Source organism: Promicromonospora sp. Marseille-Q5078 (genome assembly GCF_050315395.1).
In the GTDB taxonomy this organism is placed as follows: domain Bacteria; phylum Actinomycetota; class Actinomycetes; order Actinomycetales; family Cellulomonadaceae; genus Isoptericola.
The window spans coordinates 712264-729544 of sequence record NZ_JBNPQG010000001.1 but is presented as its reverse complement, the minus strand read 5'-3'; the positions used below and the strand labels follow the sequence as shown (position 1 = coordinate 729544).

Annotated in this window: 14 protein-coding genes; 7 read left to right on the top strand and 7 right to left on the bottom strand. The window is 74.8% G+C overall.

Annotated elements, in window-relative coordinates; all coding sequences use genetic code 11:
- Positions 1-129: 129 nt before the first annotated feature.
- Complete coding sequence (locus tag ACQFYA_RS03390; protein WP_499121581.1) at positions 130-1152, top strand: LacI family DNA-binding transcriptional regulator; 1023 nt, start codon at positions 130-132, stop codon at positions 1150-1152.
- A gap of 9 nt (positions 1153-1161) precedes the next feature.
- Here the strand turns inward: ACQFYA_RS03390 and ACQFYA_RS03385 are convergent, their stop codons facing one another.
- The gene (locus tag ACQFYA_RS03385) at positions 1162-1695 is read right to left on the bottom strand and encodes a hypothetical protein (RefSeq protein WP_499121579.1); all 534 of its coding nucleotides are present in this window, start codon (positions 1693-1695) and stop codon (positions 1162-1164) included.
- Positions 1696-1962: 267 nt separating this feature from the next.
- Between ACQFYA_RS03385 and ACQFYA_RS03380 the strand changes: the two genes are divergently transcribed.
- Both ACQFYA_RS03380 and ACQFYA_RS03375 read left to right on the top strand, forming a co-directional pair.
- The gene (locus ACQFYA_RS03380; protein ID WP_499121577.1) at positions 1963-2475 is read left to right on the top strand and encodes a hypothetical protein; all 513 of its coding nucleotides are present in this window, start codon (positions 1963-1965) and stop codon (positions 2473-2475) included.
- A 98-nt stretch (positions 2476-2573) separates the two neighbouring features.
- Positions 2574-2906, top strand: coding sequence for a hypothetical protein (locus tag ACQFYA_RS03375; RefSeq protein ID WP_499121576.1), 333 nt, complete (start codon positions 2574-2576; stop codon positions 2904-2906).
- Between the two features lie 118 nt (positions 2907-3024).
- On the opposite strand, the gene ACQFYA_RS03370 is transcribed toward ACQFYA_RS03375, so the two are convergent.
- On the bottom strand, positions 3025-5145 hold the full coding sequence (locus ACQFYA_RS03370; protein WP_499121575.1) for an acyl-CoA dehydrogenase family protein: 2121 nt from the start codon (positions 5143-5145) through the stop codon (positions 3025-3027).
- Entirely contained in the window at positions 5142-5858 is a 717-nt protein-coding gene (locus tag ACQFYA_RS03365) for a TetR/AcrR family transcriptional regulator (RefSeq protein WP_499121573.1), read from the bottom strand. Before ACQFYA_RS03365 ends, ACQFYA_RS03370 begins: the two co-directional genes overlap by 4 nt.
- An 88-nt stretch (positions 5859-5946) precedes the next feature.
- Here ACQFYA_RS03365 and ACQFYA_RS03360 point away from each other — a divergent pair, with 88 nt between their 5' ends.
- The 4 genes from ACQFYA_RS03360 to ACQFYA_RS03345 all read left to right on the top strand — a co-directional run bounded on the left by ACQFYA_RS03360 (position 5947) and on the right by ACQFYA_RS03345 (position 10749).
- Positions 5947-7332: an acetyl-CoA C-acetyltransferase gene (locus ACQFYA_RS03360; RefSeq protein ID WP_499121572.1), complete on the top strand. Its 1386-nt coding sequence runs from the start codon at positions 5947-5949 to the stop codon at positions 7330-7332.
- Between the two features lie 11 nt (positions 7333-7343).
- Positions 7344-8687: a 3-oxoacyl-ACP reductase gene (locus ACQFYA_RS03355; RefSeq protein WP_499121571.1), complete on the top strand. Its 1344-nt coding sequence runs from the start codon at positions 7344-7346 to the stop codon at positions 8685-8687.
- Positions 8684-9709 (top strand): MaoC family dehydratase, encoded by a 1026-nt coding sequence (locus ACQFYA_RS03350; RefSeq protein ID WP_499121570.1) that lies wholly within the window; start codon positions 8684-8686, stop codon positions 9707-9709. The genes ACQFYA_RS03355 and ACQFYA_RS03350 overlap by 4 nt, the downstream gene beginning before the upstream one ends.
- Before the next feature lie 119 nt (positions 9710-9828).
- Positions 9829-10749 carry an LLM class flavin-dependent oxidoreductase gene (locus tag ACQFYA_RS03345; RefSeq protein ID WP_499121569.1) on the top strand — a complete coding sequence of 307 codons (921 nt, stop codon included), beginning with the start codon at positions 9829-9831 and terminating at the stop codon, positions 10747-10749.
- Between the two features lie 13 nt (positions 10750-10762).
- Here the strand turns inward: ACQFYA_RS03345 and ACQFYA_RS03340 are convergent, their stop codons facing one another.
- From ACQFYA_RS03340 to ACQFYA_RS03325, 4 genes are all read right to left on the bottom strand, one after another.
- A complete protein-coding gene (locus ACQFYA_RS03340) occupies positions 10763-12889 on the bottom strand; it encodes a CocE/NonD family hydrolase (RefSeq protein ID WP_499121568.1) in 2127 nt (708 codons plus the stop codon).
- Between the two features lie 28 nt (positions 12890-12917).
- Positions 12918-14420: a peptide MFS transporter gene (locus ACQFYA_RS03335; RefSeq protein WP_499121566.1), complete on the bottom strand. Its 1503-nt coding sequence runs from the start codon at positions 14418-14420 to the stop codon at positions 12918-12920.
- Between the two features lie 132 nt (positions 14421-14552).
- Positions 14553-15140, bottom strand: a complete 588-nt coding sequence (locus ACQFYA_RS03330) for a GNAT family N-acetyltransferase (RefSeq protein WP_499121565.1) — start codon at positions 15138-15140, stop codon at positions 14553-14555.
- 101 nt (positions 15141-15241) lie between these two features.
- Positions 15242-17266 (bottom strand): NHL repeat-containing protein, encoded by a 2025-nt coding sequence (locus tag ACQFYA_RS03325; protein ID WP_499121564.1) that lies wholly within the window; start codon positions 17264-17266, stop codon positions 15242-15244.
- Positions 17267-17281 lie beyond the last annotated feature (15 nt).

Genomic DNA, 17281 nt, shown 5'->3' with positions numbered 1-17281 from the left:
AATCCGTTTTCCTTACCGTAGGGAGCGTCGCCGAAGCCGTCAACCACCAATTCGACAGGCGGAATCGCGTACCATCGACCCAGCCGCCCGCCGTTCGGCGGAACGACAGGAAAACTTCGAGGAGGTCTCATGGCGGAGGCTCCGGGCGTCGTGCGGATCACCGACGTGGCCGCGCTGGCAGGGGTGTCCCCCAGCACCGTCTCGAAAGCCCTGAACGACACGGGCTCCCTGCGCCCCACGACACGCGCGCGGGTCCGGGAGGCGGCGGAGCGGCTGGGGTTCGTCCCCGACGCCCAGGCGCGCTCGCTGTCGGCGCGCCGCAGCTTCACCGTCGGCCTGCTCAGCACGGACTCCGCCGGGCGCTTCTCGTTGCCCGTGGTGCTCGGCGCCGAGAACGCCCTTGTCGGCGGGCAGATCTCCGCGCTGCTCGCCACGGCCCGGCACGACCCGGTGCGCGAGCAGCACCACGTGCGCAGCCTGGTCGCCCGCCGCGTGGACGGCATCATCGTCACCGGCCGCACCACCGACCCGCGCCCGCCGATCCAGGTGCCGATGCCCGTGGTCTACGCGTACTCGCCGTCGCAGGACCCGCAGGACGCGTCCGTCGTGCCGGACGACGCCGCCGGGATGTCCGCCGTCGCCGCGCACCTGCTCTCGCTCGGCCGGCGCCGGGTCGCGTACGTCGGCGGGCGCGGCGACCAGGCCGCGTCGACCCTGCGCCACGGGGCGCTGACGACGGCGCTCGCGGGGCACGGGCACGAGCTCGTGGGCGAGCCGCTGTTCGGCGAGTGGTCGGAGCGCTGGGGCCGGCTCGCCGTCGACCTCGTGCTCGGCGACCACCGCCCCGGCGACCCGCTCCCCGTCGACGCGATCGCCTTCGCGTCCGACCAGCTCGCCCGCGGCGGCTGCGACCGGCTGCGCGACCGCGGCGTGCGCGTGCCCGAGGACGTGGCCGTCACGGGGTACGACGACTGGGACGTCATGGCGCTCGCCAGCCGCCCCCCGCTCACCACCGTGGACCCGCAGCTCGACCGGCTCGGCCAGCGCGCCGCGGAGCTGCTGCTCGCCGCCATCGACGGGCGCCCCGCGCAGGGCCCGGAGCTCTCGCCGCCCCGGCTCGTCGTGCGCGGCTCCACGACCGGCGACGCCTGACCTCCCGGGTCAGGCCTCCTTGGCGGCCGAGGGGTCGAGGGCGGTGACCGCCGCGGCGAGCGCCCCCAGGACCACGCCCACCCGCGTGTGCGGGAGGCGGAGCCCGCGCTCGCGCCACCGCTCGCCCCGCCGGTAGGCCCACTTCTCCCCCGCGACCGCGACGGTCGCGACGAGCGCGACCACGCCCGCCGCCGCGGCGCCGACGACCACGGGGTCCGGCACCGGGTCCGCGCCGTCGGGGTCCGCGAGGAGCACGTTGTCCTCGTCCTCGGCGCCGGCGTCGCCCTGCCCGTCACGCTCCTCCGCCGCGCGGAGGTCGCGGAGCTCGTCCCGCACGCCGCGGACGCCGTCGACGGCGGCGCGCCCCTCCGAGGTCGCGGCGAGGCCGAGCGCGAGACCGCCGGCCAGCACCCCCGCCTTCGCGAGCGCACGAGCCCAGCGCGGCTCCACGACGTCCGGCACGGCGTACCAGGCGAGGGTCGTGAGGCCGGTGATCGCGATGCTGCGGGCGTCGACCCGCCTGCTCTCGGTCGGGGTCTCCATGGTCAACCTCCGGGGTCGGGGGCACGGTCGTCCGGGCGGCGACGAGGTCGTCGCGCCGCCCGAGGGTCAACGGGCGGCGCACGGGCGGAGTTCCGTCGGCCGCGGCCCACGGGATCGCCACCAGCGAAGATGGCCTTTTCTTGACCTCCGCGACCCGATCCTTGACCGGAGGGCCGCGCAGGTGACGATTCTCCGTGAGCCGCACCACGCTCGCCCCCGGGCCGCCCGGGGGTTTTGTCGATTACCACAAGGTGGTTTGATGCGCACGTGGAACTCCTTCGAACCTTCGCACCCGGCGCGTTCGCGTACGGGCTCGCGTCCTGGTCGTGGCTGGGGGTCCACGGCAAGACGCCCCGCTTCACGACCGTCTTCGGCGACGTCTTCCTCGAGTCCCTCGAGGGCTGGTGGTTCCTCGACACGATCGAGGGGTCGCTCGAGCTCCGCTGGACCACGGCCGTCGAGATGTACACCGAGCTCGACTCCCCCGACGGCCGCGCCGACCTCCTGCTCGAGGACCTCTGCCGCGAGGTGGTCGAGTCCGGCCCGCTGCCCCGGCCGGACGAGGTCCTCGCCTTCTCCCCGCACCCCGCCCTGGGCGGCAGGCTCCACGTGGACCACGTGACGCCCGTCCGGGCCGAGCTCGCTCTGCGGCTCACCGGGGAGATGCACCACCAGCTCCGGGCGGCCTACGACGCGTCCCCGTCACCGCTCCTGCTCGGGCACGTCGACGACCCCCGCCCGGCGCCGGCGTGGGAACCGGGGGCTGCGGGCCGACCGTGACGCACCTGTGACCTGCACGGTCCGCCCACCGGATGCACGACCGCCGGTCGTGTCGTCTCCTGGAGAGGCACGGATGAGGCGGACCGTGGGAGGTAGGCATGAGACGGGTGCTCGTCGTCGGGCTCGTCGTCGGGGTCGTGGACGGGGCGCTGCTCGGCGCGTCGGCAGCGCTCGGCTGGGCATGGGTGGCATGGGCCGCCCTCGTGGTGGGGCTCGCGGGCGCCGCCCTGGTGGCGCTGGCCGTCCCGCCGCCGCGCGTCGCACGTCCCGCCACCGTGACCCTCGGGCTGCCGCTGCGCGACGAGCAGGCGGCCGAGGACGCGATCCCCGTCCCGGCCGCGGCCCCCGGCCAGGTCGGGCTCCCGCCGGCCGTCGTCGAGGAGTACCCGCAGCAGGTGCGCGCGGGCGAGCCCACGCCCGCCGTGGCCTGACCTCCCGCCGAGATAGAGAAGGCGAACCCGCGAGACAGAGAAGTCCGGACGCGACCGCACTGGCTGCGGCCCCGTCCGGACTTCTCTATCTCGCGGGTTCGCCTTCTCTATCTCGGCGTCAGGAGCGCCGCTTCTTCTTCAGCGCCTTCTCGCTGACCGGCGCGGAGCCGTCGGCACGCTGCTGCGCGTAGTACGCCCGCGCCTCGTCCTGCCGCTCCGCCTCGACGCCCGACGCGATGACGGCCCGCAGGTGGTCGGGCCCGTAGCCCCACGCGTCCACGAGGTCGACGGCGTGGGGGCGCAGGCGCTCCAGCAGGCGGTCGACGTACGACGTGACGGTGCGCGCGCGCTGCACGGACAGCCGCCCGTGGATCAGGTACCAGGCGAGGTTGCGCTCGATGAGCGTGAGCCCGAAGACGTCCCGCACCCAGGTCATGACACGGCGGGTGCCCGGGTCCTCGACCTGCTCGAGCGCCTCGGTGAACGCCGACCAGCGCAGCAGGTCCGCGTGCGCCCGCGCCGCCTCGACGAGCTGCACCTGGTTCTCGTCGAAGATCCGCGCCGCCGTCGCCGGGTCGGCCTTCTGCGCGGGGCGCAGCCCCATCGCGACCTCCTCGACGAGCGTCGCGACGCGGTCGGCGAGCAGCTCGCGCTGGGTCTCGGCGTCGCGCAGGTGGCCGGCGGCCCGGCGCGGGTCGCCGGCGTCCGCGAGGGCCTGCCCCGCACGGCGCAGGCCGGTGCGGTGCAGGGCGGCGTCGGCGGCCCGGTCGACGACGAACCGGGCGATGCCTGCGGGCGTCGACGTCGCGCCCTTGAGCGCCTTCGCGTAGTCGCCCACGAGGCGCTTCGCCACGAGCTGCAGCAGCACCGTGTTGTCGCCCTCGAACGTGGCGTACACGTCCATGTCGTGGTGCAGGCTCGTGATCCGGTTCTCCGTGATGAACCCGGCGCCGCCGCACGCGACGCGGCACTCCTGCAGGGTCTCGAGCACGAACGTGGTCGACGTCGCCTTGAGCGCCGCCGCCATCGTCTCGAGGTCCTCGCGGTTCTCGGGGGTGTCCTTCTCGCCGGAGAACACGTCGTCGAACAGGTCGAGCAGGTGGTCGTGCGCGAAGTGCGTCGCGTACGTCTCGGCGATCCGCGGGAAGAGGCGACGGCGGTGCGTCGCGTAGTCGAGCAGCACGGTCTCCTCGACGGGCGACGACGACGTGAACTGCCGGCGCTCGGCGCCGTACTTCACCGCGATGGCGAGGCCCAGCTTGGACGCCGTCGACGCGGCGCCGTCGAGCGACACGCGGCCCTGCACCAGCGAGCCGAGCATCGTGAAGAAGCGGCGCCCGGGGCTGTCGATCGACGACGAGTACGTGCCGTCGGCGGCCACCGACCCGTAGCGGGCCAGCAGGTCCGTGCGCGGGACGCGCACGTGGTCGAAGGCGAGGCGCCCGTTGTCGACGCCGCGCAGGCCGCCCTTGAGCCCGTCGTCGTGCCCGCTGATCCCGGGCAGGAACTCCATGGTCTCCGGGTCGCGGACCGGCACGTAGAAGCAGTGCACGCCGTGGTTGACGCCGTTCGTGATCAGCTGCGCGAACACGGTGGCCGCCGTGGCGTGCACCGCCGCGTTGCCGAGGAACTCCTTCCATGCCGCGCGGAACGGCGTGTGGAGGACGAACTCCTCGGTCTCCGGGTCGTAGGTGGCCGTCGTGCCCACGGCCGCCACGTCGGAGCCGTGCCCGATCTCCGTCATCGCGAACGCGCCCGGCACCGTCAGGTCCATCGCGCCGGGCAGGAGGCGGTCCTGCTGCTCCGGCGTGCCCAGGTGCAGGATCGCCGAGGAGAACAGGCCCCACTGCACGCCCGCCTTGATCTGCAGCGACGGGTCCGCCACGACGAGCTCCTCGAAGCCCGCCAGGTTGGCGCCCGGCGAGTCCCCGCCACCCAGGCGCTCCGGGAACGCCAGCCATACCTGGTGCTTCTCGTCCGCGGTGGCGAGCAGGCGCATCTGCCCGAGCACGCGCTCGCGGTGCGCGTCCATCGAGAGCGACTCGTCCTTCCAGAAAGTCGGGTCGGTCGAGCGCTCGCGGGCGTGACGGCGCCACTCCGGCCACCGGCCGAGCAGCTGCTCGGACAGGCCGGCGACGTCGACGCGCGGGGTCGCCTTGGCTGCGTGGCCTGCGTGGCCCGCGTGGGCGGGCGTGCCGGCGGCGTGCGTCGTCGCGGGACGGTCGGACGTCGTGGTCATCGGTTCTCCTGCGGTTGTGCGGGCTGGGGGGTCGGGGAGGGCGCCAGCGGCGGGTCGCCCTCGTGGTGGAGGACGCCGACGGGGCCGGTCCAGAGCCAGAGCGTCACCTGCTCGGTGAGCTCCTCCCGGGTGAGCCGGTCGGCGCCGTCGTGACCGAGCCACCACTCGCCGGCGCCGCGCACGAAGCCGACGGCTCCGGCGGCCCACGCGGCCGCGAGCGCCGGGGGCACCTGGACGGCGCGGGCGAAGGGCTCGGCCACCAGCTCGATGACGGAGTCGAGGTAGGCGCCCAGCGCCTCGACCTGCCCGGTCCCGGCGGCGGCCGGCGCGGGCTCGTTGCCGCCGATGGCGGTGCGCGTCACGAACCAGTAGACGTTGGGCGAGTGCTCGATCATCTCGAGGTAGACGCGGACCATCGCGCGCAGCGCGGCGTGGGGCGTCGGCGCGGCCTCGGCCGCCTCCCGGAGGGCGTCGTGCATCGTCGCGACGACGTGCGCGGCCACGGCGAGGCGCAGGCCCGCCTTGTCCTCGAAGTACCGGTAGACGATCGACTTGGACGTGCCCGCCTCGCCCGCGATCTCGTCCATCGAGACCCCGGGCCCTCCGCGGTGCACGGCCTTGCGCGCGGCGTTGACGAGCTGCGCCCGCCGCGCGGCACGATGGTCGTCCCACCGGGTCGACCGACCGTCGAGCTGCTGACCTGCGGCCGTCATCGGCCGCACCTGGTGACTGGTCTCACGGGACTGAGAGTATCAGGTACTGTGAGTCCTACCTGACCGACGGAGTGAAGGATCTATCGCTGTGGCCACACGCAAGCCGTCCGACGGCTCCTCGAGGAGCACGTCCCGGAGCACCGCCCGCGCCGCGACCCCGTCCGCCCCCGCGGGCGTGCGCGACGCCGTGATCGTGGGCGGCAACCGCATCCCGTTCTCCCGAGCCGGCAAGAAGTACGCCGACGCCTCCAACCAGGAGATGTTCACCGCCGCGCTCGAGGGCCTCGTCGCCCGCTTCGGGCTGCAGGGCGAGCGCATCGGGGAGGTCGTGGGCGGCGCCGTCCTCAAGCACTCGCGCGACTTCAACCTCGTGCGCGAGTCCGTGCTCGGCTCGTCGCTGTCCCCCCAGACCGCCGCCTTCGACCTCCAGCAGGCGTGCGCCACCGGGCTCGAGGCCGCCATCACCGTGGGGAACAAGATCCGCCTGGGCCAGATCGACTCCGGCATCGCCGGCGGCACCGACACGGTCTCCGACGCCCCCGTCGCCGTGAGCGAGGGGCTGCGCCGCGCGCTGCTCGACGCCTCGCACGCCAAGACCGTCCAGGCCCGCCTCAAGGCCTTCGCGAAGATCCGGCCCGCCGACCTCAAGCCGCTCACCCCCGCGACCGACGAGCCCCGCACCGGCCTGTCGATGGGCGAGCACCAGGCGATCACGACCGCGCGCTGGGGCATCTCCCGCGCCGCGCAGGACGAGGTCGCGCTCGCGAGCCACCAGCACCTCGCCGCCGCGTGGGACGCCGGGTTCTTCGACGACCTGGTCACGCCGTTCCGGGGCCTGGTCCGCGACGACAACCTGCGCGCCGACACCTCGATCGAGAAGCTCGCGAGCCTCAAGCCGGTGTTCGGCCGCGGCCTCGCCGAGCCGGCCGAGCCCACGATGACGGCCGGCAACTCCACGCCGCTGACCGACGGCGCGTCCACCGTGCTGCTCTCGTCCGCCGCGTGGGCCGCGGAGCGTGACCTGCCGGTGCTGGCGCGGCTCGTCGACGCGGAGACGGCGGCGGTCGACTTCGTGCACGGCCACGACGGCCTGCTCATGGCGCCGGTGCATGCCGTGCCGCGGCTGCTCGCCCGCAACGGCCTCGCCCTCGGCGACTTCGACTTCGTCGAGATCCACGAGGCGTTCGCGTCCACCGTCCTCACGACGCTCGCCGCGTGGGAGGACGCCGACTACTGCAAGGCCGAGCTCGGCCTCGAGGCGCCGCTCGGCAGCATCGACCGCGACCGCCTCAACGTGAACGGTTCCTCGCTCGCCGCGGGCCACCCGTTCGCCGCGACCGGCGGGCGCATCCTCGCCACGGCTGCCAAGCTCGTCGCGACGAAGGCGGCCGAGACCGGCACGCCGGCCCGCGCCCTCATCTCCGTCTGCGCCGCGGGCGGCCTCGGCGCCACCGCCATCGTCGAGTCCGTCTGAGAGGGAGCCCGATGACCGACTCCTACACCAAGGCCGTCAACTCCGGCTTCACCAAGACCCTCGCCAAGAAGCTGGGCCTCCCCCGCCCCGCCGTCCTGCGCCGCTTCCGCGCCGGCGACCCGCTGACCGTCGGGCCGGTGCTCGTCGTCTCCGACGCCGCGTCCACCGGCGACGCGGACACGCTCGCCAAGGAGCTGCTCGGCTGGGGCCTCGACGTGCGGCGCGAGCCCACCGACGACGCCCGCTGGGGCGCCGTCCTCCTCGTGCTCACGCAGGCCGCGCGCCCCACCGACGTCTCCGGGGCCGTCCTCGCCGTCGGGTCGGTGCTGCGCCGGCTCGCCACGAACGGCCGCGTCGTCACCGTCTCGCGGGAGGCCGCCGCCGGCGACGCCCCGGCGCTCGCCGCGGTGCGGAACGGCGTGGACGGCTTCCTGCGCTCGCTCGGCAAGGAGCTGCGCGCCGGCGCCACCGCCAACGGGATCGTCCTCACCGACGACGCCCCCGTCGACGGCACCTCCACGCTCGCCACGCTGCGGTTCTTCCTCTCCGCCCGCTCGGCGTACGTGGACGGGCAGCTGCTGCCGGTCGGGCCGGCGGACACCGACCTGCCCGCCGACTGGGACCGGCCGCTCGCCGGACAGGTCGCCGTCGTCACCGGCGCGGCGCGGGGCATCGGCGCCGCCATCGCGAGGACGCTCGCCCGCGACGGCGCCACCGTCGTCTGCGTGGACGTCCCCGCCGCCGGCGAGGGCCTGGCCCGCACCGCGAACGCCGTGGGCGGCACCGCCCTGCAGCTCGACGTCACGGCCGAGGACGCCGGCCGCCGCATCCTCGAGCACGCCCGGTCGCGCCACGGCCGGCTCGACGTGCTCGTGCACAACGCCGGGATCCTGCGCGACAAGCTGCTGGCCAACATGAAGCCCGCGCAGTGGGACCCCGTCGTGGCGGTCAACGTCGAGGCGCAGCTGCGGATCAACGACCAGCTGCTGGAGGCCGGCGTCGACGGGCTGCGGATCGTGTCCCTCGCGTCGACGTCCGGCATCGCCGGCAACAAGGGCCAGACCAACTACGGCTTCACCAAGGCGGGCGTCATCGGGCACACCCGGGCCACCGCCCCGCTCGTGGGCGCGCGCGGCGGCACCGCCAACGCCGTCGCGCCGGGCTTCATCGAGACCGAGATGACGGCCTCGATCCCGTTCGCCACCCGCGAGGTGGCCCGCCGGCTCAACTCGCTGCAGCAGGGCGGCCAGCCGGTCGACGTCGCCGAGGCGATCGTCTTCCTGTGCTCGCCGGCGTCCGCCGGCGTGAACGGCCAGGTGCTGCGCGTGTGCGGGCAGAACCTGGTGGGCCGGTGACGGCCGCCGCGCCGGCCACGAGCTCCGGCGACCCGCTGCGGGTCGAGACGCTCCCGACGCTGCCCGGCCTCGGCGGCCTGTACGCGCGCGGCGCCGCCGCGTCCGGACGCATCGCCGCCGGCCGGGCGATGCCCGGGCTGCCCGTCATCGGCCAGGCCCGTACCGGCGAGGGGGACGGCGAGGCCGCGCCCCTCACGCTCCCCGACGTCGCGTACCACGTCACCGGTGTGCCGACGGCGGAGCTCGCCCACCACCTGCACGACTACCAGCGGCTGCTGCACGAGCCCGTGACCGACGTGCTGCCCGCGGGCTACCTGCACGTGCTCGCCTTCCCGCTGGCGACGGCGGTCATGGTGCGCGGCGACTTCCCCCTGCCGCTGCTGGGCATGGTGCACCTGGCGAACGAGGTCGAGGTGCGCGGGCCCGTGCGCCTCGGCGACGTCCTGGCGGTGCGCGCCTGGGCCGAGAACCTGCGCCCCCACAAGCGGGGGGTGCAGGTGGACCTCGTGGCCGAGGTGCGCTCGCAGGCCGACCCCGCCGCCCCCGTGTGGCGGGGCACCTCGACCTACCTCGCCAAGGGCTTCCACCTGCCCTGGTCGGAGGAGTCGGACGCCGCGGTGACCGAGCCCACGGACGACGACGAGGACCGCGCGCCCGCGGGCACGTGGACGCCCCCGCTGCCCACCGCCCGCTGGGCGCTCGGGCCCGGCACCGGCCGCGCGTACGGCGCCGTCTCGGGCGACCGGAACCCGATCCACCTGTCCGCCCTGTCCGCCAAGGCGTTCGGGTTCCCCCGCGCCATCGCGCACGGCATGTACACGGCCGCCCGGGCGCTGGCCGACGTCGGCAACGCGCGCGGCGACGCCTACCGCTGGACGGTCGAGTTCGCGTCCCCGGTGCTGCTGCCCGGCACGGTCGACGTGGCGGTGACCCGCGACGCCGACGGCACCGGGTTCGCGTACGTGGGCTGGAACGGCGGCCGCGGCCGTCAGCACTTCCGGGGCACCGTCACCCCGCTCTGACCCGCGGGTCGGCCTGTCGGGCCCGGTCTCGACAAGCTCGACCAGCGGGCGGGGCCCGCCGCCGCTGACCTCCCCCCCGTGACGAGGTCGTTCGGCGCGGGGTGCGGCAGGATCGGCGCATGACCACCCTCGGCTGCATCCTCGCGCCCTACGGCAACCCGCCCTCGCGGTTCGTCCCGTTCGCCCGTACCGCCGAGGCCGCCGGCCTCGACGAGGTGTGGCTGTGGGAGGACTGCTTCCTCGAGTCCGGCCCCGCCGCGGCCGCGGCGATGCTGAGCGCCACCGAACGCCTGCGCGTCGGGATCGGCGTCATGCCGCTGCCGCTGCGCAACGTGGCGCTCACGGCGATGGAGACCGCGACGATCGACGGCATGTTCCCCGGCCGGTTCGTGCCCGGCGTCGGGCACGGCGTGCAGGACTGGATGGGGCAGGTCGGCGTCCGGGTGGCCTCGCCGCTGACGCTGATGCGCGAGCAGGTCACCGCCCTGCGGGCGCTGCTCGCGGGCGAGCGCGTCACGACCTCCGGCCGCTACGTCACGCTCGACGACGTCGCCCTGGACTGGCCGCCCGCGGTCGCCCCGCCCGTCGTCGCGGCGGCGAAGGGACCGAAGACGTTACGCCTGGTCGGGGAGATCGCCCAGGGCGTCGTCATCGACGGCGACTCCGGCGTCTCCGGGGCGCGGCAGGCGATCGCCCTGCTGGACGAGGGCCGCGCGGCGGCCGGGCTCCCGCCGGTCGCCGAGTCCGGGCCGGACAGCGAGCACCCGTTCCGGGCGGTCGCCTTCGCGCAGACCGCCACCGGCGAGGGCGCGGCGGACCGGCTGCGTCGGTCCCTCGCGCGGTGGGACGTCGACGCCACCTCCGAGGAGGCGCTCGCCGACCACGCCACCTGGGGCTCCGCGGAGGAGGTCGCCGACGGCCTGCGCCGCTTCGCCGCGCTCGGCGTGTCGACGGTCGTCGCGCAGCCGACCCTCGACGACCCCGACCTCGACGGGTTCGCGGCGTTCCTCGGCCAGGAGGTCGCGCCGCTGCTGCGGTAGCGCGACCCCGCCGTCAGCCCGCGGTGCGGGGGATCGTGCGCGTCCACCGGCGCTCGAAGACGACCTCGTCGCCGTCGCGCGCCACGACCTCGTTCTCCGTGAAGAAGTTCTCGGCGTCGCAGGTGATCTCCGAGCGGGTGCGGATGCTCGCGTCCCACCCGCCGGTCATCCCCTCCGGCAGCGGCGCGCCCGGCGCGCGGCGCAGCCGGACCGTCCAGTCCGAGCGGGTGCGGGCGCTGGTCGCGTCCGGCCCGATCCAGTACCGCTCCAGCGCGTCCTCGGTGAACTCCAGGCCGTCGGGGTAGGTGCGCGTGCCGCCGTAGCGCGGGTCGACCTCGAGGAGCCAGCGCCCCTCCGCCACATCCCGCACCACGCGCCGCTCGGGGCGCGCACCGGCGCCCTCCCCGAAGACGACGCCCAGCGGGGGCGCCTGCTCCGGCTCGTCGAACTCGACCGGCGGGTGCGACGACGCGCGGTCGTGCACCGGCAGCTCGACGGCGCCGTCCCCGACCGCGACGCCTAGCACGGCGTCGCCCGGCTGGGGCCAGACCCAGGGCCAGTACGCGGAGGAGACCGCGAGCCGCAGCCGGTGCCCCGGCGCCAGCGCGTACCCGGTGCCCGTGAGCTCGAACGACACCTCCTCCGTGGCGCCCGGCGTCCACGCGACGGCGCGGTCCCGGCCGCGCCGCGCCGACAGGTTGAGCACGCCGCGCGTGACGAGCGTCGACGAGCCGTCCGGTCCGACGTCGCACAGCCGCGCCACGACCTGCCCCTTCGCGGCCGAGCAGGTGAGCCGCAGCCGCACGCGGGCGCGGCCGAGGATCTCCAGCGGCGCGGTCAGCGGCGCCGAGTCGAAGCAGAGCGACCGTCCGTCCTCCTCCCGCTGGTCGGGCGGCAGGTCGGCGTCGTTCCCGAAGGGGAAGAAGCGCCCGGCGTCGACCCCGGTGTGCGACGGCGAGTCCACCAGCCACGACGTCGGCACGGGGTGCCCGCCCGCCAAAGCCTCGATGGTCGGCGCCGTCGTCCGCAACGCGCCCTCGGGCCGGTCGTCGGGCTCGTCGCCGGGCTGGTCGCCGACGAGCGGGAGCTCGCGCGCGAAGACGTGCGGCGACGGCCACGACGGCTCCCCCACCCAGCGGCCCGGCAGCTCGTCGTAGACGGTGGCCGGCGGCACGGACTCGCTGATCCACGCCCGCAGCGGCGGGTCGTCCAGGACGCCGCGGTCGGCGCCCTTGAGCCAGTGGTCCCACCAGCGCAGCGTCTCCTGGAGGAAGCCGATGGCCGGGCCGGGCGGCAGGCCGCGGTCGGGGTACTGGTGCGACCACGGCCCGAGGAGCCCGCGCACCGGGGCGCGGAGCGTGCCCGCGTCGCCGGCGGCCGCCAGCCGCAGCACCGTGTCGCGGTAGGGGTCGTTCCAGCCGCCCACGGCGAGGACCGCCGCGTCGATCGTCGAGTAGTCCTCGATGACGCTGCCGTGCCGCCAGTAGTCGTCGCGCGTCTGGTGGTCGAGCCAGGTGTGGATGAACGGCTCGGTGTGCTCGAGCCGGTCGACCCACTGCTCGCGCCAGCCCTCTCCGACGTACGCCGGGTCCGGCGGCCGCGAGCAGAACGCGAGCATCGTGCCCGCCCAGGCGTGCATGTCGACGGCCAGGACGGAGCCGCCCGTGAAGTGCACGTCGTTGTCGTAGCGGTCGTCCGTGGAGCAGACGGTGACGATCGCCTTGAGCGGCGCGGGGGCGAGCGCCGCGATCTGCAGGGAGTTGAACCCGCCCCACGAGATGCCGAACATGCCCACCGACCCGTCGCACCAGTCCTGGGCCGCCAGCCACTCCACGACGGCCACGCCGTCCGCGAGCTCCGTCGGCGAGTACTCGTCGTCCTGGTGCCCGTCGGAGTTGCCGCTGCCGCGGATGTCGACGCGGACCGACGCGTAGCCGTGCCCGGCGTAGTACGGGTGACGCTGCGCGTCGCGCGGGGCCGTCCAGTCGGACAGCCGGTAGGGCAGGTACTCCAGGATCGCCGGGACGGGCGTCGGGTCGACGGGCCGCCAGACGCGGGCGGCGAGCCGGGTACCGTCCGCCAGCGGGATCCAGTGGTCCTCGACGCGGGTCTCGTGGGGCAGGTCGGTGACGTATCGCATGGTGTCCTCCGGGAGGGGCACGCGGGGCTCAGTGGACGGGGTGCATCGTGCGCTTCATCCAGGGCGACAGTGCGAGCACGACGACGGCGACGACGAACGGGACGGCGCCGTTGACCGCGAAGTACACGCCCTCGGGGACCTCGCCGTAGAACCGGACCGTCTGCGCCTGGATGCCGTTGGCCAGCGCGATGGACAGGAACCAGACCGCCATCGACTGGCTGGAGAAGGCGGCCGGGGCGAGCTTGGTCGTGGCGGACAGGCCGGTGGTCTGCAGCAGCACGTCGCCCAGGCCGAGCAGGAGCAGCGAGACGAGCATCCACCAGACGGCGATCTGCCAGTCGCCGGACTGCCCGCTCACGGCCGGGACGAGGATCAGGTAGGACAGGCCGCCGAGCAGCGCGCCGAACGCGACCTTCTTCGAGGCGTGCGGCTGCCGCGGCCCGAGCCAGGTCCACAGCGCGGCGACGAGCGGGGCGACCAGCACCTCGGCCGCGCCGAGGTAGGAGCTGAACCAGGAGGAGGGCACGTCCCAGCCGAAGATCGTGCGGTCCACGTGGTCCTCGGCCAGCAGGATGAGCACCGAGTACGCCTGGAACAGCACGAAGTTGAACGCGACCGACGCGATCCACAGCACGAGGAACGGGCGCAGCCGGCCACGCTCCTCCCCCGTCACGCGCGGGCTGCGGAACATCACGGTGAAGTAGACGATCGGCGCGACCATCGCGATCACGGTGAGGGCGTCGACGACGCCGTCGACGCTGAGCCGCCCCACGAGGGCGAGCACGACGAGGATCACGACCACGGCGGCCGCCGAGCCGCCGAGGATCCAGCGCGTGCGGCGCGCGGCGTCGGGCGGCAGCGCCGCCTCCGCCCCGCGGCCGTAGCCCGGGATGCCGCGCCGGCCCACGACGTACTGGATCAGCCCCGCCGTCATGCCGATCGCGGCGGCGGAGAAGCCCCAGTGCCAGCCGACCTCCGCGCCCAGCCACCCGGTGACGAGCGGCCCGAAGAAGGCGCCCACGTTGATGCCCATGTAGTAGAGCGCGAACCCGGCGTCGCGCCGCTCGTCGTCCGTCGAGTAGAGCTTGCCGACGAGCGTCGACACGTTGGGCTTGAGCAGACCCGTGCCGAGGCTGATGAGCACCAGGCCGACCCAGGTGGAGACCTCCACCGGGATCGCCATCGTGTAGTGGCCCGCGGCGATGAGGATGCCGCCCCACAGCACGCTCCGGTAGGAGCCGAGCACGCGGTCCGCGATCCAGCCGCCGCCCACGGACACCAGGTAGACCATCGTGCCGTAGCCGGCCGCGATCGATGCCGCGTTGCCGGGCTCCATCGCGAGCCCGTCGTCGGCGACCGACGCGGTGAAGTACAGGACGAGGATGGCCTGCATCCCGAGGAACGAGAACCGCTCCCAGACCTCGAGGCTGAACAGCGTGGCCAGGCCGCGCGGGTGGCCGAAGAACGACCGGTCGTCGTGCTGCTCGCGCTCCGGTGTCGGTCCGACGGCGGCGGCGTCCTCGGTGGTCACAGGCTCTCCAGTGCTCGAGGACAGGTCGTGGCGGCGAGCCGCCACGCCGCGCCCGGCCCTGGCCGGGCGTCGACCTACCTGTCGTCCTCCAGCCAGGGTCTCACCGCCCGGCCCGCGGGACCCGTCGAGCCATCAGTCCGCCGCGAGCCGGCGCTCCAGACCGTCGCGCACGCCCGGCCACTCGTCGTCGACGATCGAGAAGTACGCGGTGTCACCCACCGTCCCGTCGGCGGCGACGCGGTGCTTGCGCAGCACGCCCTCGGGCGTCGCCCCGAGCCGCTGGATGGCCGCGCACGACCGGGCGTTCCGGGAGTCGGCGCGCAGCGCGACGCGGCGCAGCCCCCACTCCTCGAACGCGTGCCGCAGCAGGAGCAGCTTGCACGCCGGGTTGGTGGTGCCGCCCCACCAGTCGCGCCCGTAGAAGGTCGTGCCGATCTCCACCCGGCCGGGCCCGCGCGCCAGGTCGTAGAAGCGGGTGGACCCGCGCACGGTTCCCTCGCCGCCCGTGCCGTCGTCGCCCACGACGGCGAACGCCATCGTGCCGGGCGTGGCGACGCCGGCGTCGATCCACCCCTCGAGGTCGGCGACCGAGGCGGGGGCGGGCGAGGTCATGCCGAACCACAGGTCGGCGTCGACGAGGGGGAACAGCGCCGCGGCGTGCTGCGGGCCGAGGGGCTCCAGGCGCACGCCGTGGCCGGCGAGGACGAGGTCGTGGGTCACGCGCCCATCCTCGCCGACCATGCACCTGCGCTCGTTCTCGCGCCGCATTCCGGGCAGAAGTGCATGGTCGGCGCGGCCGACGGCGGCGGACGTGCGTGCCGTCAGCGACGCGGGTGGTCGTCGACCCGCACCAGGTTCCGGCCGCGCAGGGTGTAGATCCGGCCGTCCTCGTCCACGTTGAGGTGCGACCCGCTGTACCAGCCGCCGGCGGTCTCCGCCATCACGACCGTCGCCGCGAACGACCGCGGGTCGAACCGGAACAGGGTGGTGTCGGAGACGGCGTACACGACGCCCCGGTTGGCGACCATCGCCGCGAACCCCGGGACGAGCGGCTTGTGGCTCGCCGTGTGGACCACCGTGCGCCGGGCGCGGTCCACGACGACGAGCGTGCCGCCGATGGTGAGCGCATACAGGTGGCGGCCCTGCACGGCCAGGGCGGCGATGCCCTTGGGCTGCCCCGTCTCGACCCGCCAGTGCTCGATACCCGCCACCGGGTCCCACGCGACGACGGTGCCGCGCGGGCCCGTCTTCTGGGCGTTGTCGCCGCCGAGGTAGGCGACGCCGTCCGCGGTCGCCACAGCCCGCACCAGCTGGATGTCGTCGATCGGGTTCGTCACGATCGACGACCCGCCCGTGCGAGGGTCGTACGTCCAGAGCGACCCGCCGCCCTCGGTGTCCGACTGCACGCCGACCAGCAGCAGCCGGTTGACGTCGTCCCACGCCGTGTCGAGCGGGCGGTTCTGCTCCGACGAGAAGGTGGCGACCTGCGCCGGGCCGTCGCCGCCGCGGGGGTCGTAGGACCAGATCCCCTGGGAGTTGTACTGGCCCGTGTACAGCACGCCGTCGACGACGTCGGCGTCCTTCGCCTCCCCCGGCACGCGGAAGTTCACGACCTCGCCGGTCGCGACGGAGTGCCGGGCGATCACGCCGTTGCCGCCGACGTACACGTAGCCCGCGCCGGCGGCGATGCCCATGCACGTCTGCGCGGAGACCGGCGCGCCGGCCTCCGCGAGGTCGGTCGCCGTCCACTCCCGGGTCGCCAGGTCGATCTCCGCCACGAAGCCGAAGGCCGACGTGACGTGGAGCCTGCCGTCCCGCAGGTCCACGCCCCAGATCTCCCCGAGCTCCAGGGTGCCGAGGTCGAGCTGCTCGATCGCGCCGTCCGCCGCGCGGACGAGGATGCCGGTCTCGTTGGCGAAGTAGAGGACGTCGCCGTCGGCCGCGAAGTTCTTCGCCGTCTTCCCGATCGAGGTCGTGACCGTGGCCGACGCCGGGTCCGACAGGTCGATCAGCGCGACCTTCGAGCTGGCGGTCGACGCGGCGGTCGAGGCGACGAGCCGGTCGCCGACGACGGCCAGGTCGCGGATGCTCGGGTCGACGGTCAGCTCGTCGGGCGCGATCTGGCCGAACGTCCCGGACACACGGTCGTACGCCACGAGAGACGCGCGGCTCGTGCCGCCGCCACCGCCGAAGGTGGTGCCGGCACCGACGTAGACGGTCTCGTCGGTCGCGGCGACCGCCCGCGCGAGCGTGGAGGCCGCGTCGGGGACGCCGAGGGAGGTCACCTCGCGCGTCGCGGGGTCGTACTGCCACAGCTCCGGCGGGGTGGGGCTCCCGCCGCCGACGGCGAACACGGTGCCGTCGGGAGCCACCGCCACGGCCCGCACGTCGCGGTCGCCGATCCGGCCGAGCTCCTCCGCGGGGCCGTCGGGTGCCGTCAGGTCCCAGCGGTAGAGATTCGCCTCGGGGCCGTCGGTCTTCTTGAGCATCCCGAAGTACAGGTACCGCCCCGTCGGGTCCCCGGCCAGCGCCTGGATGGCGTACCCGGTCGCCACCGTCGTCGTCGCCGTCACGGTGCGCGTCGGCACGTGGAACGCGACCACCCCCGCCGGCTCGACGTTGCGCGTGCCGATGTACACCGTGTCGCCGACCAGCTCGGCGCTCATCAGCGCGAACTGCTCCACGGCGGGGCCGAGGTCGACGACCGTCGGCCCGGCGGGGCGCGCCGCGGAGAGCCCGAGCGCGCCGGCGGGGCTCCCCGCGACGGCCGTCGCGACCGCGGCCAGGACGCCGACGCCGCCGGCCTGGAGGACCACCCGTCGGGAGGGCGTGGGGTGCGTGGTCATCTGAACTCCTTCGTT

Excerpts from the sequence above, each read along its gene's own strand:
- ACQFYA_RS03355 (WP_499121571.1), top strand. The coding sequence starts at position 7,344 with ATGACCGACTCCTACACCAAGGCCGTCAACTCCGGCTTCACCAAGACC.
- ACQFYA_RS03340 (WP_499121568.1), bottom strand. The coding sequence starts at position 12,889 with ATGCGATACGTCACCGACCTGCCCCACGAGACCCGCGTCGAGGACCAC.
- ACQFYA_RS03365 (WP_499121573.1), bottom strand. The coding sequence starts at position 5,858 with ATGACGGCCGCAGGTCAGCAGCTCGACGGTCGGTCGACCCGGTGGGAC.
- ACQFYA_RS03370 (WP_499121575.1), bottom strand. The coding sequence starts at position 5,145 with ATGACCACGACGTCCGACCGTCCCGCGACGACGCACGCCGCCGGCACG.
- ACQFYA_RS03375 (WP_499121576.1), top strand. The coding sequence starts at position 2,574 with ATGAGACGGGTGCTCGTCGTCGGGCTCGTCGTCGGGGTCGTGGACGGG.
- ACQFYA_RS03345 (WP_499121569.1), top strand. The coding sequence starts at position 9,829 with ATGACCACCCTCGGCTGCATCCTCGCGCCCTACGGCAACCCGCCCTCG.
- ACQFYA_RS03390 (WP_499121581.1), top strand. The coding sequence starts at position 130 with ATGGCGGAGGCTCCGGGCGTCGTGCGGATCACCGACGTGGCCGCGCTG.
- ACQFYA_RS03325 (WP_499121564.1), bottom strand. The coding sequence starts at position 17,266 with ATGACCACGCACCCCACGCCCTCCCGACGGGTGGTCCTCCAGGCCGGC.
- ACQFYA_RS03385 (WP_499121579.1), bottom strand. The coding sequence starts at position 1,695 with ATGGAGACCCCGACCGAGAGCAGGCGGGTCGACGCCCGCAGCATCGCG.